General features: G+C 69.1%; 14 protein-coding genes and 1 pseudogene. 13 read left to right on the top strand and 2 right to left on the bottom strand.

The genetic code is table 11. The features are described from left to right. The first annotated feature begins 83 nt into the window (after positions 1 to 83). From ACKTTN_RS03155 to zapE, 4 genes are all read left to right on the top strand, one after another. On the top strand, positions 84 to 977 hold the full coding sequence (locus tag ACKTTN_RS03155) for a pirin family protein (protein ID WP_407908419.1): 894 nt from the start codon (positions 84 to 86) through the stop codon (positions 975 to 977). Positions 978 to 1,109: 132 nt separating this feature from the next. Beyond that, complete coding sequence (locus tag ACKTTN_RS03160) at positions 1,110 to 1,625, top strand: c-type cytochrome (protein ID WP_407908420.1); 516 nt, start codon at positions 1,110 to 1,112, stop codon at positions 1,623 to 1,625. Positions 1,626 to 1,702: 77 nt separating this feature from the next. Next, the gene (locus ACKTTN_RS03165; RefSeq protein ID WP_407908421.1) at positions 1,703 to 2,401 is read left to right on the top strand and encodes an alpha/beta hydrolase; all 699 of its coding nucleotides are present in this window, start codon (positions 1,703 to 1,705) and stop codon (positions 2,399 to 2,401) included. Next, complete coding sequence (gene zapE / locus ACKTTN_RS03170) at positions 2,394 to 3,488, top strand: cell division protein ZapE (protein ID WP_407908422.1); 1,095 nt, start codon at positions 2,394 to 2,396, stop codon at positions 3,486 to 3,488. Before ACKTTN_RS03165 ends, zapE begins: the two co-directional genes overlap by 8 nt. Before the next feature lie 80 nt (positions 3,489 to 3,568). On the opposite strand, the gene ACKTTN_RS03175 is transcribed toward zapE, so the two are convergent. After that, positions 3,569 to 3,766, bottom strand: coding sequence for a hypothetical protein (locus ACKTTN_RS03175; protein ID WP_407908423.1), 198 nt, complete (start codon positions 3,764 to 3,766; stop codon positions 3,569 to 3,571). 142 nt (positions 3,767 to 3,908) lie between these two features. Between ACKTTN_RS03175 and ACKTTN_RS03180 the strand changes: the two genes are divergently transcribed. The 3 genes from ACKTTN_RS03180 to fghA all read left to right on the top strand — a co-directional run bounded on the left by ACKTTN_RS03180 (position 3,909) and on the right by fghA (position 8,038). Then, a complete protein-coding gene (locus ACKTTN_RS03180) occupies positions 3,909 to 6,029 on the top strand; it encodes a TonB-dependent receptor family protein (RefSeq protein WP_407908424.1) in 2,121 nt (706 codons plus the stop codon). A 72-nt stretch (positions 6,030 to 6,101) separates the two neighbouring features. Beyond that, positions 6,102 to 7,211 carry an S-(hydroxymethyl)glutathione dehydrogenase/class III alcohol dehydrogenase gene (locus ACKTTN_RS03185; RefSeq protein ID WP_407908425.1) on the top strand — a complete coding sequence of 370 codons (1,110 nt, stop codon included), beginning with the start codon at positions 6,102 to 6,104 and terminating at the stop codon, positions 7,209 to 7,211. Beyond that, the gene (gene fghA / locus ACKTTN_RS03190) at positions 7,211 to 8,038 is read left to right on the top strand and encodes an S-formylglutathione hydrolase (RefSeq protein ID WP_407908426.1); all 828 of its coding nucleotides are present in this window, start codon (positions 7,211 to 7,213) and stop codon (positions 8,036 to 8,038) included. Before ACKTTN_RS03185 ends, fghA begins: the two co-directional genes overlap by 1 nt. A gap of 3 nt (positions 8,039 to 8,041) precedes the next feature. Here fghA and ACKTTN_RS03195 read toward each other — a convergent pair whose 3' ends face one another. After that, complete coding sequence (locus ACKTTN_RS03195; RefSeq protein ID WP_407908427.1) at positions 8,042 to 9,382, bottom strand: APC family permease; 1,341 nt, start codon at positions 9,380 to 9,382, stop codon at positions 8,042 to 8,044. 182 nt (positions 9,383 to 9,564) lie between these two features. Here ACKTTN_RS03195 and ACKTTN_RS03200 point away from each other — a divergent pair. From ACKTTN_RS03200 to ACKTTN_RS03225, 6 genes and pseudogenes are all read left to right on the top strand, one after another. Then, positions 9,565 to 10,815 (top strand): annotated as a pseudogene (locus ACKTTN_RS03200) (amidohydrolase); the annotation flags it as partial. Beyond that, complete coding sequence (gene queF / locus ACKTTN_RS03205) at positions 10,812 to 11,624, top strand: NADPH-dependent 7-cyano-7-deazaguanine reductase QueF (protein ID WP_407908428.1); 813 nt, start codon at positions 10,812 to 10,814, stop codon at positions 11,622 to 11,624. The pseudogene ACKTTN_RS03200 and the gene queF, both read left to right, overlap by 4 nt. Before the next feature lie 83 nt (positions 11,625 to 11,707). Next, positions 11,708 to 12,010 carry a LysM peptidoglycan-binding domain-containing protein gene (locus ACKTTN_RS03210; protein WP_407908429.1) on the top strand — a complete coding sequence of 101 codons (303 nt, stop codon included), beginning with the start codon at positions 11,708 to 11,710 and terminating at the stop codon, positions 12,008 to 12,010. A gap of 14 nt (positions 12,011 to 12,024) precedes the next feature. Then, entirely contained in the window at positions 12,025 to 12,543 is a 519-nt protein-coding gene (locus ACKTTN_RS03215; RefSeq protein WP_407908430.1) for a hypothetical protein, read from the top strand. Positions 12,544 to 12,639: 96 nt separating this feature from the next. Next, on the top strand, positions 12,640 to 13,347 hold the full coding sequence (locus tag ACKTTN_RS03220) for a UPF0149 family protein (RefSeq protein WP_407908431.1): 708 nt from the start codon (positions 12,640 to 12,642) through the stop codon (positions 13,345 to 13,347). Positions 13,348 to 13,633: 286 nt separating this feature from the next. Further along, entirely contained in the window at positions 13,634 to 16,660 is a 3,027-nt protein-coding gene (locus tag ACKTTN_RS03225) for a hypothetical protein (protein WP_407908432.1), read from the top strand. Positions 16,661 to 16,685 lie beyond the last annotated feature (25 nt).

Below are 16,685 nucleotides of genomic sequence, written 5' to 3' on the forward strand. Positions count from 1 at the left end.
GCGCACCAGCCCGTTCCATGCAGCGCTCTCGCAGCGGTGACGCGTCGCGCCTATAACGTCGACGTCCGCACCGGAGCGCCGCCATGATCCAGCTCGTGATTCCCGCCCGCCGCCGCGACCTCGGCGGCTTCGAGGTCGGCCGCGTGCTGCCCGCGCCGCTGCACCGGATGGTCGGCCCCTTCATCTTCTTCGACCACATGGGCCCGGCCGACTTCCCGCCCGGCATCGCGCGCAGCGTCGACGTACGCCCGCATCCGCACATCGGCCTGTCGACCGTCACCTACCTGCTCGACGGCGAGATCATGCATCGCGACAGCGTGGGCTCCGAGCAGGCGATCCGCCCCGGCGAGGTCAACTGGATGACGGCCGGCCGCGGCATCACGCATTCCGAGCGCTTCGAGAAGGCGCGCGCGCAGGGCGACCGGCTGGACGGGCTGCAGGCCTGGGTCGCGCTGCCCGAATCGGCCGAGGAGTCCGAACCCGGTTTCGCCCATTTCGACGCGGCCGCGTTGCCCGCGTTCGCCGAGGGTGGCGTGCGCGGTCGGCTCATCGCCGGCACCGCGCTCGGACTCGCCGCGCCGGTGGCGGTGGCGTCGCCGCTGTTCTACCTGCACCTCGACCTCGACGACGGCGCCCGCTTCGCGCTGCCGCCCGACCATCCGGAGCGCGCGTTTTACGTCGCGCGCGGCGAGGTGGAGATCGACGGCCAGCGCTTCGGCGTCGGCCAGATGGCGGTGCTGACGCCGGGTCGCAGCGCCGACGTGACCGCGCGCGGGCCGGCCACGGTGATGGCGCTCGGTGGCGAAGCGATCGGCCCGCGCTTCATCGAATGGAACTTCGTGTCCTCGCGCAAGGAACGCATCGAGCAGGCCAAGGCCGACTGGCGCGGCGGCCGCATGAAGCTGCCCGACCTCGACAACGGCGAGTTCATCCCGCTGCCGCCGGACCCGCCGCCGCCGGCGAACCCGATGTCCTGAGCGCGCATCGGCGGGCCCGTCGCCGCGGGGCCGGTGATAAACTCCCGTGCCCGGTGGCGCCGCGTTGCGTGCGTCCACCGTCCCGACCCCAAATCCGGCTCCGCGCGCCCGCAAGCGCGCCCAAGGTGGATCGTGCGCAATTACGACCTCGTATTCCTCAAGAAATTCTCGATGGTGATCGGCTTCCTGTTGCTGATCATGCTGAGCCTCATCGGGGCGGCCATGTACATCAACGCCTCGCTGCCGCACGACCGCGACCCGTCGGAAGCGCGCAATACCGAGAACCGCATCGCGCCGATGGGCGCGGTCTACGCCGGCCAGACCGGTGCCGCGCAGCAGGCCGCCGCAGCGGCGGCGGCAGCCGCTGCCGCCGCTTCCCAGGTCGCCTACGGCGGCACCAAGGACGGCTCGGTGATCTTCGGCAACCTGTGCTCGGGCTGCCACGGCTCCGGCGCCGGCGGCGCGCCGACGCTGGATCACTCGCATTGGGATGCGCGCATCGCCAAGGGCAAGGACACGCTGCACAAGCACGCGATCGAAGGCTTCCAGGGCGCTGCGGGCGTAATGCCGGCCAAGGGCGGCAACCCGGCGCTGACCGACGAGCAGGTCATGGCCACCGTCGACTGGATGCTCGGCAACCTCAAGTAAGGCCCCGCGCCTTCCGCCACGACGCCGCCTCCGGGCGGCGTCGTCGTTTCCACGCCCCGACGCGTAGGCTGCAGCGCATGCCGAACCCCGCATTCCCCGATGCCCCGCCGGGTGGCGTCGTGCCCGTGATGCTCGACGGCCCGGCCGGGCCGATCGAAGCCGTGGTCGATACGCCGGACGCCGACGTCGCCGCGCGCGAGGTCGTCGCCGTCGTCTGCCATCCGCTGTCCACCGAAGGCGGCAGCCTGACCAACAAGGTGGTGACGATGGCCGCGCGCGCACTGCGCGAACTCGGCGCCACCACGGTGCGCTTCAACTTCCGCAGCGTCGGCAAGAGCGCGGGCACGTTCGACGACGGCAACGGCGAGTCCGAGGACCTGCGCGCGGTGGTCGACTGGGTGCGTCGCGAGAAGCCCGGCGCATCGCTGTGGCTGGGCGGTTTCAGCTTCGGCGCGTTCGTCTCGCTGCGCATGGCCGACGCGCTGCAGCCGGACCTGCTGTTCTCGATCGCGCCGCCCGCCGGCCGCAGCTGGGACTTCGACAACATGGGGCTCTACACCGGCCCGTGGTTCGTCATCCAGGGCGAGGTCGACGAGATCGTCGAACCGCAGCGTGTCTACGACTGGCTCGCGAACGTCTCCGAGTTACGCACGCCACCGACGATCCTGCGCATGCCCGGCGCCAGCCACTTCTTCCACGGCAAGCTGATGGACCTGCGGCAGGCGATGAAGGACGGCGTCGCCGCCCAGCTGCCCAACCTCGACGCGCATGGCTGAGCCGGTGCGTTCGCCCTCGCAGCTCTACGCCGACGGCGTGGCGCGCGGCGACTGGCAGTTCGACCCGGCGCAGAAGCCGGCGCTGGCCGAACTCGACCGCCTGCACGCCGCGCTCCTCGACCCGCCCAACGTCGGCCTGTTCGACCGACTGCAGGGCAAGCGCCCGCCCGCGCCGCAGGGCCTCTACCTGTGGGGCGGCGTCGGCCGCGGCAAGACGTTCCTGATCGACCTCTTCTACGAATCGCTGCCGTTCGCGGAAAAGCAGCGCACGCACTTCCACCGCTTCATGCGCGAGATCCACGACGCGCTGCGCCGGCATGCGGGTGCCAGCGACCCGCTGGCCATCATCGCGAGGGAATGGCGCGAAACGCTGCGCGTGCTGGTGCTCGACGAGTTCTTCGTCAACGACATCGGCGACGCCATGCTGCTCGGCCGCCTGCTCGAGCGCCTGTTCGCCGAAGGCGTGGCGCTGGTGACGAGTTCGAACACCGAGCCGAAGAACCTCTACAAGGACGGCCTGCAACGCGATCGCTTCCTGCCGGCCATCAGGCTGCTTGAAGCAAACACGAAGGTTCTCTATCTCGACAGCGCGACCGACTACCGCCTGCGTGCGCTCACCAAATCACCGGTGTACCGCGCGCCGCTCGATGCCGAGTCGGATGCATGGCTGGCGACGCGCTGGCACGAACTCACCGGCCACGCGCCGGTCGCGCACGCCCCTCTGCACATCGAAGGCCGCGAAATCCCGGTGCGCGCCTGCCTCGACGGCCACGCGTGGTTCGACTTCACGGCGCTGTGCGACGGCCCGCGCGCGGCCAGCGACTACATCGAGATCGCGACCGAGCACCACAGCGTGTTCGTCGGCGGCATCCCGCAACTCGACGACAGCCGCGCCGACGCCGCGCGCCGCTTCGTGCACCTGATCGACGAGCTGTACGACCGCCACGTCAACCTGGTCTGCACCGCCGACGCCGCGCCGACGGAGCTCTATCGCGGCGACAAGCTGTCCGGCGCATTCGAGCGCACGGCATCGCGCCTGATCGAGATGCAGTCGGCGGAATACCTCGCACTCGAACATCGCGGCTGACCGCACGCGGAGCGCAGCGACCGCCGCGGATGAGCGCGGCGACCGGCGCGACACCTGTACCCGCGGATGATCGAATCGACTCAGTTCGCCGCGCGACGGCGCGTGCCGCGCTTCATCACTTCGACGTCGATCCAGCCCAGCGCGGCATCGTCGTCGTCCCAGCCATCGGTGTAGTCGACGCGACGGAATTCATACGCCTCGATGTCGGCTCGCGCTTCGCGGCGGAAGTCGACCGGGATGACGGACGAGCGTGCGGCGGTGTCGGCGATCGCGTGCATGGCAGAGCTCCCCTTGAGGTGTGCGACCGACGCTAGGCACGCGCATTTCAAGCCGTCGTGAAGCCGGAGCGCGTTCGCGAACGGCAGCGAGCCACCGTTCAGCTGACGACGCCGACGCGGTGCTGCGACTAGGCTAGGCCGCATGCCTCGTTCGCCGCATCTCCGCACATCGCTCGGTCTGCTCGTCCTCGCCGGTGCGGCGCGCGCCCAGGGCGCGACGCCCACGCCGGCGACACTCGATCGCGTGCAGGTCGTCGCCACGCGTACGTCGCGCGCGATCGAGCGCACGCCGGCCGCGGTGAGCGTGGTCGAAGGCGATGCGCTCGACACGTCGGGCAACGGCGCGACGCTGTCCGAGAAGCTCGTCGGCGTGCCCGGCGTGCTGGCGCGCACGCGACAAAACTGGGCGCAGGACGAACAGATCTCGATCCGCGGCTTCGGCACGCGCGCGAGTTTCGGCATCCGCAGCGTGCGCCTGTACGTCGACGGCATTCCGGCGACGATGCCGGACGGCCAGGGCCAGGTCGCGCATTTCCCGCTCGGCGACGCGCAGCGCATCGAAGTCCTGCGCGGCCCGTTCGCGGCGCTGTACGGCAATGGCGCGGGCGGCGTCGTGCTGCTCACCACGGCCGACGGCGGCGAACCCGATCGCGTCGGCGTCGATGCGTCCATCGGCAGCTTCGATACGTGGCGGCTCGGCGCGAACGCACGCGGCGCGGCAGGGGACATCGACTACGCGGTCGGCGCGTCGCACTTCACGACCGGTGGCTGGCGCGATCACAGCCGCGCACGCCGCGAGTCGCTGGACGCGAAGCTCGGCATGGCGGTCGCCGGCGGGCACCTGACGCTCGTTGGTAACGCGTTCGACTCGCCCGACACCGAGGATCCGCAGGGCCTAACGCGCGAGCAGGCCGACGCCGACCCGCGCCAGGCGAGCCCGAGCGCGCTGCTGTTCGACACCCGCAAGAGCGCGCGTCAGCGGCAGCTCGGTGCGGTGTTCGCACGTTCGCTGGTCGCGGGCGAGCTACGCCTGCTCGGTTACGCGGGCCATCGTCGCGTCGAGCAGGTGCAGTCGACACCACCGGCCGCGCAACGCAGTCCGCTGAGCGCGGGCGGCTGGATCGATCTCGATTCGCCGTACGCGGGTGTCGATGCGCGCATGAACTGGCATCGCGACCTCGCGTCGCGTCCGCTCGACGTCGTGCTCGGCCTCGACGTCGAACAGCAACGGCAGGAGCGCCGCGGTTACGAGAATTTCGTCGGCAGCACGCTCGGCGTGCGCGGTGCATTGCGCCAGCAGCAGGCCGACCGCGTGCGCAACGTCGATCCCTACCTGCAGGCGACCTGGGACATCACGCCGACGTGGAGCATCAGCGGCGGCGTGCGCGCGAGCCGGGTGACGTTCGACTCGCGCGATGCCTACATCACCGCGACCAATCCCGATGACAGCGGCCGCGTGACGTATTCGGCGACGTCGCCGGTGATCGGGGTGACGTGGACACCGTCGCGCGCCTGGTCGATGTACGCGTCGGCCGGGCGCGGCTTCGAAACGCCGACGTTCAACGAGCTCGGCTATCGCAGCGACGGTGGCAGCGGCCTCAACTTTCTCTTGCGGCCGATGCGCATGCGCAATGCGGAAGTCGGCGCGAGGTTGAATACGCATCGCATGCGCGGCGAGCTCGCGCTGTTCGACAGCGATACGCGCGACGAACTCGTCGTCAACACCAGCAGCGGCGGGCGCACCACGTTCCGCAACGCGGGGCCGACGCGGCGTCGCGGTGTCGAAGCGTCGTTGTCCTTGCCTCTGGCCGAGCGCCTGAAACTCGACCTGTCGGGCACATGGCTCGACGCGGAGTTCCGCTCCGACATCGCCGCCTGCGAAGGCACCGCCTGCCGTGCGCCGGTCGCGACCGTGCCAGCAGGTACGCCGTTGCCCGGTGTACCGCATGCCGCAGGCGTGATCGCTCTGCGCTACGGCGGCGACAGCGGCCTGACCGCCACGGTCGACGCGCAACACGTGAGCGGCGTCACCGCGACCACCGCCGGCGACGTGCGCACCGACGGCTACACGGTGATGGACGCGAGCATCGGCTGGCGCGTGCAGCGCGACCACGACCACGGTCGCGTGTTCGCCGGCATCGCCAACCTGCTCGATCGTCGCTATGTCGGCTCGGTAATCGTCAACGAGACCAATGCGCGTTACTTCGAGCCGGCCGCCGGTCGCGCGCTGACGCTCGGTGTCGAATGGAACTGGGGCGACTGATCTCACGCGCGACGAACACATCCGCGGCGCGCGGTTTGTACGATGGCGCGTCCTGCCGCCGGAGTAGCCCCGATGAAGTCCCGTGCCGCCGTCGCATTCGCCGCCGGCGAACCGCTGAAGATCGTCGAGATCGACGTCGAACCGCCGCGCGCCGGCGAGGTGCTGGTGCGCATCACGCACACCGGTGTCTGCCATACCGACGCATTCACGCTGTCGGGCGACGATCCGGAAGGCCTCTTCCCCGTCGTGCTCGGCCACGAAGGCGCGGGCATCGTGGTGGACGTCGGCGAAGGCGTGACCTCGGTGAAGCCGGGCGATCACGTGATCCCGCTGTACACGGCCGAATGCGGCGAGTGCCTGTTCTGCAAGTCGAACAAGACCAACCTGTGCGTCGCCGTGCGCGCCACTCAGGGCAAAGGCGTGATGCCCGACGGCACGTCGCGCTTCTCGTACCAAGGCCAGCCGCTGTATCACTACATGGGCTGCAGCACGTTCAGCGAGTACACCGTCGTCGCCGAGGTATCGCTGGCGAAGGTCGACGCGAACGCGAATCCCGAACACGTCTGCCTGCTCGGCTGCGGCGTCACCACCGGTATCGGCGCGGTGCACAACACGGCGAAGGTGCAGCCGGGCGACTCGGTGGCGGTGTTCGGGCTCGGCGGCATCGGCCTCGCGGTGATCCAGGGCGCGCGACAGGCGAAGGCCGGCCGCATCATCGCCATCGATACGAACCCGTCGAAGTTCGACATGGCGAGGCAGTTCGGTGCGACCGATTTCGTCAACCCCAAGGACTTCGACAAGCCGGTGCAGCAGGTGATCGTCGAGATGACGGGCTGGGGCGTCGACCATTCGTTCGAGTGCATCGGCAACGTCAACGTGATGCGCGCGGCGCTGGAGTGCGCGCATCGCGGCTGGGGCCAGAGCGTGATCATCGGTGTCGCCGGCGCGGGACAGGAGATCAGCACGCGACCCTTCCAGCTGGTGACCGGACGCAAGTGGATGGGCACCGCGTTCGGCGGCGTCAAGGGCCGCAGCCAGTTGCCGGGCATGGTGCAGGCCGCGATGCGCGGCGACATCGAACTCGCGCCGTTCGTGACTCACACGATGCCGCTGGACGACATCAACCGCGCATTCGACCTGATGCACGCAGGCGAATCGATCCGCAGCGTGGTGCATTTCTGATGCAACGCATCGAATCGCATGCATGCTTCGGTGGCGTGCAGGACGTCTGGCAGCTGCCCTCGGACGCGCTGGACTGCGACACACGCATCGGTGTCTACCTGCCGCCGCAGGCGTCGCAGCGCGCGTGCCCGGTGCTGTACTGGCTGTCGGGGCTGACCTGCACCGAGCAGAACTTCGTCACCAAGGCCGGTGCGCAGCGTTATGCGGCCGAACATGGCGTGATCCTCGTCGCGCCCGATACCAGCCCGCGCGGGCCGGGCATTCCGGACGCCGAGGGTTACGACCTCGGCGTCGGCGCGGGCTTCTATCTCGACGCGACGCAAGCGCCGTGGGACGCGCACTACCGCATGCACGACTACATCGTGCGCGAGCTGCCCGCAGTGATCGAAGCAAACTTCCCCGCCACCGATGCACGTGGCATCAGCGGGCATTCGATGGGCGGCCACGGCGCGCTGGTGATCGCGCTGCGCAACCCGGGCCGCTATCGCAGCGTGTCGGCGTTCTCGCCCGTCGTCGCGCCCTCGCGCGTGCCGTGGGGCGAGAAGGCGTTCACCACGTATCTAGGCGACGACCGCGACACGTGGCGAGCGTGGGATGCCTGCGAACTCGTCGCCGACGCACGCGAGCGCCTGCCCTTGCTCGTCGACCAGGGCGAAGCCGACGAATTCCTCGCGACGCAGCTACGCCCCGACCTGTTGCGCGAGGCCTGCGACGCCGCGGGCCATCCGCTGGAGTTGCGCATGCGCGCCGGCTACGACCACAGCTACTACTTCATCGCGAGTTTCATCGGCGAGCACATCGCGCACCACGTCGCGGCAATGCGTTGACGATCACGGCGCCGCCGGCGCGTGCCCGCGACGCATCAGGTGCAGCACGCCGTAGACCACGATCATCGCGCCGAGCGAAATCAGGATCGCGCGCCACTCGTCCGGCTTCAGCGTGAACAGGATCGCGAACATGATGCCGGCACCGATCACGGGCATGAGCGCGCCGCCCGGCATGAGGAACGGCGTGCCGCGCTCCGACACACCGGTGTGCTGCAGGCGCCACGCGGCCAGCGCGACCAGCGCGTAGACCACGCAGATCGCGCCGCCGGACACCGCGGCGAGGCCGTCGAAATTACCCAGTACCGCGAGCAGGCAGGCGATGCCCGCATGCGTCGCCAACCCGAGCAGCGGCACGCGGTGCGCGGCGCTGACCCGGCCGTAGATCGACGGCAGGTAGCCGTCGCGACCCAGCGCGAACAGCAGCCGCGACGAACCCAGCAGGTTGCCGAGCAGGAAGCCCGCCATCGACACGCAGGCGGTGGCGAGCAGCAAGGTGCGGCCCGCGGCGAACAACTTGCCCGCCGTATCGGCGATGGGCACCGGGCTGGTCGCGAGCGCGGGGCCGAGCACGCCCTGGCCGACGATCTGCAGGCCGAGATAGAGCGCGACCACCATCAGGATCGCGACCATGGTCGCGCGCGGCACGGTCCTGGCCGGGTCGTGGAATTCGCCCGATGGCACCAGTGCGGTCTCCAGGCCGGAGTACGCAAACATCACCAGCACCAGCGAACCGCCGAGCGCGGAGATCGACGGCACGTCGCCGGGATTGAAACTCACCGCGCTCCAGTCGACGAAGGCCAGGCCGATGATCGCCAGCAACGCGAGCGGCGCCAGCTTGATGCTGGCCAGCGTCGCCACGGCGCGCGCACCCAGTCGCACGCCGAACGCGTTCAGCAGGAACAACACGATGTAGGTACCGATGATCAGCGCCGCGCGTGCGCCGGCGTCGCCCATGGCCGGTGCGAGCTTGGCGACCTGGTCGGCGAACGACGCCGCCACTGCCGCGCTCGACGCGACATGGCTGATCCACATCACCGCGCCGGCGACGAAGCCCACGAACGGCCCGAACGCGACGGACAGATAGGTGTAGGGCCCGCCGGTCGCCTGCGCGCGGCTGCCCGCAGCGGCGAAGCACAGCGCGATCGGGATGATCGCGAGTGCGCCGACGATCAGCGACAGCGGTGCGGCGGCACCCACCTGCGCGGCGAGTGCGCCGGGCATGCGGAAGATGCCGCCGCCGACCGTGGAGTTGATGACGGCCGCGGCGAGCGCGAACACGCCGATGGCGCGCACGAGTGCGGCGTCGCCCTCGAGCGGGCGGGAGGTGGATGCGCTGGTCGACACGGTCAGCCCCGGGATCGTGATGTGCGTCGAGCGTCGCACGGCCCGGGGGTTTTTGCAGCGGGCCGTGCTGGAAAGCTGGAGTAGCATCGATGCCCCCGTTTCACAGGAATCCGCACATGCGCCTTGCCGTCCTCGCCACCGCCGTCGCGGCCACGCTCGCCATCGCCATGCCGGCGCGCGCCGAGGTACGGCCCGAGGTCGACGCCGCGGCCAAGGCCGTGCAGGCGCAGGTGGTGAGCTGGCGTCGCGACTTCCACGAGCATCCCGAACTCTCCAATCGCGAGGAGCGCACCGCCAAGGTCGTCGCCGACGCGCTGCGCAAGATGGGCCTGACGCCGCGCACGGGCATCGCCCACCACGGCGTGGTCGCGATCATCCAGGGCGGCAAGCCGGGGCCGAAGCTCGCGCTGCGCGCCGACATGGACGCGCTGCCGGTCACCGAACGCGTCGACCTGCCGTTCGCATCGAAGGTCACCACCACGTTCAACGGGCAGACGACGGGCGTGATGCACGCCTGCGGCCACGACGCGCACACCGCGATGCTGCTCGGCATCGCGCAGTCGCTGGTGAAGATGCGCAAGGATCTTCCGGGCCAGGTGATGCTGATCTTCCAGCCCAGCGAGGAAGGCGCGCCGGTCGGCGAGGAAGGCGGCGCGTCGCTGATGCTCAAGGAAGGCCTGTTCAAGGACTTCAAGCCCGACGCCGTGTTCGGCATGCACGTGTTCTCGACCGTGCAGGTCGGGCAGATCGCGGTGCGCAGCGGCCCCGAGATGGCGGCGAGCGATCGCTTCAACATCACCGTGCACGGCCGGCAGACGCATGGCTCGCGCCCGTGGGGCGGCATCGACCCGATCGTGACCGCGAGCGAGATCGTCACGAGTTCGCAGTCGATCGTCGCGCGTCGCACCAACATCGCGCAGCTGCCGGTGGTGGTGACGTTCGGCGCGATCAACGGCGGCATCCGCTACAACATCATTCCCGACGACGTGAAGATGATCGGCACCATCCGCACCTTCGACGAAGGCATGCGGCAGAAGGTGTTCGCCGATCTCAAGAACGTCGCCGAGCACGTCGCCGCCGCGAACGGCGCGACGGTCGAGGCGAACGTGCCCGACACGCAGGGCAACCCGGTGACCTACAACGATCCGTCGCTGACCGCGCGCATGCTGCCCAGCCTGAAGGCCACGGTGGGCGACGCCAACGTCATCGAGCCGCCGCTGCAGATGGGCGCCGAGGATTTCTCGTATTACGCCAAGGAAGTACCGGGCCTGTTCTTCTTCGTCGGCTCGACCAGCGAAGGCATCGATCCGCAGGCAGCGCCGAGCAATCACTCGCCCGAGTTCAAGCTCGACGAGAAGTCGCTCGACATCGGCCTGCGCGCGATGCTCGAAGCCACGCTGGATTACCTCGACATGCCGAAGGCGGGCGCATGACGGGAGCCTCGATCCCGCTCGGTCGGCACGTCGACTATCCGTCGACGTACGACGCCTCGCTGCTGTTCCCGATCGCACGCTCGCAGGGTCGCGACGCGATCGGCGTCGCCGAGCCGCTGCCGTTTTCCGGGCATGACCGCTGGCATGCGTACGAACTTTCGTGGCTGGATGCGCGGGGCAAGCCGCACGTCGCCACCGCGACCATCTGCGTGCCGGCCAACACACCGAACCTGGTCGAATCGAAGTCGCTCAAGCTGTATCTCAACTCGTTCAACGGCACCACGTTCGCCGGTTACGACGACGTGCGTTCGCGCATCACCCGCGATCTGTCGCACGCGGCCGGTGGCGCGGTGTCGGTGGCGTTCGGCCTGCCGCCGGTGGATCGCCCCGGCCCGGCAGTGCTGCTCGACACCCTCGAAACCGACATCACCCACTACGGCCCGCCGGATGCGTCGCTGCTCGCGCTCGATGCGGCGCGTGGCGACGTCGAGGAAACGCTCACCAGCGAACTGCTGAAGTCCAATTGCCCTGTCACGGGCCAGCCGGACTGGGCGCGCGTGTCGATCAGTTATCGCGGTCCGGCGCTCGACCAGGCCAGCGTGCTGCGCTACATCGTCTCGTTCCGCGACCACTGCGAGTTCCACGAGCAGTGCGTCGAGCGCATCTGGGCGGACATCGCCGCGCTTGCGAAGCCGTCGATGCTGTCGGTTGAAGCGCGTTACACGCGGCGCGGCGGGCTCGACATCAATCCGTGGCGCGCAACACCGGGCACGCCGGCACCGGCCGCCGCGCGCGACGAACGCCAGTGACGTAAGCGGCGGTTCACGGCGGGCTCCCGCCGGCTTAACAACACGGATGCGACGGTGGCCGCGCTTCTCCACAGGCCACCGTCATGACCCCGCAGAATCCCGACTTCTCCAACGTGCGCTCGGGCACGTCGTCCACGCCGGCATCGGCGCCGGATTTCTCCAACGTGCAGAGCGGCACCAGCTCCGTCCAGGGCGGCGGCGGCGCCGCGAGCCAGCACTACACCGTGCAGAAGGGCGACACGCTGTCGCACATCGCCAAGCACTTCTACGGCAAGGCGAGCCATTGGCACGCCATCTTCGAGGCCAACCGCGACCAGCTCGACGATCCCGACCTGATCCGTCCCGGGCAGGTGCTGGTCATCCCCGCATCCGACGCCACCAACTGACAGGACACGCCCCGATGATCTCAGCCACCCATCGCACACTCGCCATCACCCTGATCGCGGCCGCCACGCTCGCCGGCTGCAACAAGAAGGTCGATGAAACGCCCGCGCCGGCCGACACCACGCCGGTCGCGAGCACGCCCACCACCGAACCGGCACCAATGCCGATGCCGGCCACGCCGGCACCGACGCCGTCGTCGAACGTCAGCGACCTGCAGCTCGGCACCGCGGTCGGCGCCGACAACCGCGTCGGCACGCCGGCAACGTCGTTCGGCACCAAGGACACGCTGTACGCGTCGGTCACCACCGCCGCCAACACCACCGGCAAGCTCGGCGCGCGCTGGACGTACCTGGGCGCCGATGGCAGCTCCGCGCCGAAGGACGTCGACACCCAGACCAAGGACGTGAGCGGCGCCGCCGCGACCACGCACGAGTTCCACGTCAGCAAGCCCGACGGCTGGCCGGCCGGCAAGTACCACGTCGACATCACGCTCGACGGCAACGTGGTGCAGTCCAGCGACTTCGACGTCCGCTGAGTTTCCGCGACAACCGGGCGCGGCTTCGGCCGCGCCTTTTTTCGTTTCCTCCACCGCGCGCACTACCATGGCGCCCCCGCCGTACCGAGTTCCGCCATGAAAGTCGCACCGCCGCTGTCCGACGCGCAGATCGAACGCCTGTCCGAACTGCTCGACCAACGCGCCGTGCCGTTCAAGGGCTTCAACCTCGAAGCGCTCGACGGTTACCTCACCGCGCTCGCGCTGTCGCCCGAGGTGGTCGCGTTCGACGAATGGGAAGCGCCGGTGTGGGGCTCGACGCCGCGCTGGGCCGACGAGGACGAAGCACGCGACGTGCGCGCCCTGCTCACCACCCACGCCGCGACCGCCGAACAGCGCGTGCGCTACGGCGACGACGACCTGCCCGACACCTACGCGCCGCTGCTGTGGCTGCCCGAGAACCTCGACGAGCATGAGGACGACGAACTCGACGTCGGCCGCGACTGGGCGATGGGTTTCTTCCGCGCGGTCGAACTGCGCGAGCCTGCGTGGGAGAAGTGGCTCGACGAGAACGACTGGATCGAGGAGATCTTCGACCTGTTCGATCGCCTCGCCAGCGGCGAGATCGCCGGCGAAGATCCCACGCAGCCCGGCACGCCGGTTTCGTACAAGGAACGCCTCGAGATCATCGGCAGCATGCCCGGCATGCTCAACGACCTGCACCACCACCGCATCGAAGCACTGACCCCGCGCGAACCGATCCGCCGCGAGGCGACGCCGGAACGCAATGAGCCGTGCCCGTGCGGAAGCGGGAAGAAGTACAAGAAGTGCTGCGGCGCTGGTTGATGCACGGCGCCGAACGCGGCGAAACTTAACGTTCATTCTGCGCATCGCCACCAGCGAGACGCACGCGAAGTGGCAAGGTGCGCGGGTGATCGCACCGCTCACCGCTACCTCCGCGACACATGCCCACGCAAACGCGTCGACATGTGACCAATCGCGACCAGTGTCGCGTTTGGGGTGAGCAACCTGTCACGCATGTCTGTAGCGTCCCCGGCGACCGATCGACTCAGCGCACCGCTGCGCTGTCGGCGCATGCGTGCGCCCATCGGTCCCAATCACAGGGATCTACATGACTCGTAATACACAGCTCGCCCTTGCAATCGCCAGTGCGATCGCGGTTTCCCTCTCGTATGCCGCGCCTGCCGCGGCGGGCGAGACCTGCGTGATGACACCCGACGGCAACGTCACGCAAGACGTCGACGGCAGCACCGCCGCCGGCCTCGACGCTGTCGCCTGCGGCCGCACCAACATCGCCTCGGGCCAAGAGGACAGCGCATTCGGTATCGGCAACACCTCCAGCGGTGGTGTATCGGCCCAGGCGTTCGGTCGCCTGAACCTTGCGAGCGCGAATGAAAGCTCGGCATTCGGCGACCAGAACCAGGCGACGGCGCTTGCTGCGTCGGCGTTTGGCTTCAGCAACCGAGCCCTTGCGCAGAACGCGTCGGCATTCGGCTTTGGCAACCTCGCCGACATGTTGAACAGCTCGGCGTTCGGCTTGGGTAATCAGGCGACGGGCGAATACGCTTCGGCATTCGGCTATCAGAACATCGCGTCGGGATACGACGGCGCCGCCTTCGGCTTGCTCAACCAGGCGAGGGGCCAGGACGCGTCGGCGTTCGGCAATCAGAACGTTGCCGAGGGCGCCCTCAGCAGTGCGTTCGGATACGGCAACACAGCGTCAGGCGACAACAGCTCGGGCTTTGGCTTCCAGAGCACGGCGAGCGGGTCCAATAGCAGCAGTGTCGGCTTCCAGAACAATGCGGCCGGTGGCGACAGCTCGGCGGTAGGCTTCAGCAACGTGACGGGCGCGGGCGCGCAGAACAGCAGCGCCATCGGTTTCACCAATACGGCGACCGGTACGAGTTCCTCGGCGATCGGCTACACCAACAATGCGACGGGCGCCCAGAGCGTCGCGATGGGCTTCGGCAATTCATCCGATGGCGCGTCGTCAAGCGCACTTGGTAACAACAACAGCGCGGGCGGGTTCCAGGACAACGCGGTCGGCTACGGCAACAACGCAGGCACCATGAGTGGCGCCAACGCGTTCGGTACCGGCAACCAGTCCACCGGCCTCATCACCAGCGCGTTCGGTTACTTCAACAACGTGAGTGGCGACCGTGCCTCGGGCGTCGGCTACCTGAACAATGCGAGCGGCTTCCAGAGCAACGCGTTCGGCTTGCAGAACGTCGCGTCGAAGCAGTTCAGCGCGGCGTTCGGGACGCAGAACACGGTGAACGGCGACTTCTCGTCCGCGTTCGGTATCGCGAACCAGGTCACGTCCACCGGTTCCGGCAGCGCGATCGGCGTGGCCAACACGCTCAGCGGCACCGGCGGGTTCGCGGCGGGCACGCTCAACAACGTCAGCGGATCGAACGGCACGTCCGTCGGCCGCCAGCAGACGATCACCGGTAGCGACTCGGCCGCGTTCGGCGGGAGCAACACAGTCGCCGGCAACGCCTCGCTGGCTTCCGGTTTCGCCAACCGCGCAGACGGCTCGACCGCCACGGCGGTCGGCGCCAACAACACGGTTGCGGCCGGCACGAATGGCGGCACGTCAGTCGGCTACCTCAACACGGTGACGTCGTCGTACTCGACCGGCCTCGGCAGCTTCGGCCAGGTGTTGGGCAATAGCGCCACGGCGTCGCAGGGTTCGATCGCGATTGGCGGCGGCAACTCGGCGGCGACGGGTGCGCGCGTCGGTACCGCAGCAGGCGCGGGTTCGCAGAACTCGATCGCCATCGGCAACACGGCGACGGTCGGCGACACGTCGAACCAGTCCATCGCCATCGGTGCGGGCGCCAACGTGTCCAGCAATGCACAGGGCGCGACGGCCGTGGGCAACGGCAGCTCCGCACGCGGGCCGCAGGCCAGCGCGTTCGGCTGGGCGAGCACCGCGGGCGCGTCGGACAGCACCGCGGTCGGTCGCAACAGCTCGGTCAGCGCGGGCGCACAGGGCGGCAATGCTTTCGGCCTCGGCAACGTGACGAGCGCGACGTTCGCGACGTCGATGGGCGTGTCGAATACGGCGTCGGGCGTCAGCTCCGGCGCGTTCGGTCGCGGCAACACCGCCAGCGGCCTGCAGGCGTTCGCGACCGGTTTCAACAGCGTCGCTTCGGCGCAGGACACGTATGCCGCCGGTAGCGACGCGCAGGCCACCGCGCTGAATGCCATGGCATTCGGCACCGGCTCGCGCGCCACGTTCGCCAACAGCATCGCGATCGGCGGAGGTTCGGTCACCAACCGCGCCAACACCGTTTCGTTCGGCGCCGTCGGCACCGAGCGTCAGCTGACCAACGTGGCCGCCGGCACCGTCGGCACGGACGCGGTGAACCTCAACCAGCTGCAGGCGGTCGATGCGCGCGTCACCACCGCGCAGACAACGGCGGATACGGCGGTGGCGAACGCGGCGACGGCGCAGACGACAGCCAACAATGCGCAGGCCTCGGCCAGCGCCGCACAGGGCACCGCCGATACGGCACTCGCCGACGCGGCCACGGCGCAGAGCACGGCCGACAATGCACAGGCGTCGGCCAATGCGGCGCAGTCGACGGCCAACACGGCGATCACCAAGGCGGACAACGCGCAGAGCACGGCGAACACCGCGCTCAACACGGCGAACAACTCGGTCGGTATCGCGAACACGCACGCCGACCAGGGTGACGCGGCCACGCTCGCCGCGGCGAAGTCGAATGCGGCAACGGGTGACGCAGCCACGCTGCAGACCTCGAAGACGTATACCGACACCCGCTCGACCGCGACGCTGGCTTCGGCGAACTCGTACACCGATGCGAAGGTGCAGTCGCTCTCGCTGGACTTCAGCAACTTCCAGAGCGGCGTGAATGACCGCTTCGAGCAGCAGGACCAGCGCATCAGCCACGTCGGCGCGATGTCGGCCGCGATGTCGAACATGACGGCCTCGGCCGCCGGCGTCCGCACGCAGAACCGCATCGCGGTGGGCGTGGGCAACTATCGCGGTGCGAATGCACTCGCGTTCGGTTACCAGCGCGCGGTGTCCGACAGCATGGTGGTCACGGTAGGCGGCGCGTTCGACGGCGACGACAGCACCGTCGGCGCCGGTGCGGCGATCGGCTGGTAATCCATTCCGTCACGCGTCACCGAGC

Origin of the sequence: Lysobacter claricitrinus (genome assembly GCF_045866565.1) — a bacterium.
In the GTDB taxonomy this organism is placed as follows: Bacteria; Pseudomonadota; Gammaproteobacteria; order Xanthomonadales; family Xanthomonadaceae; genus Cognatilysobacter; species Cognatilysobacter claricitrinus.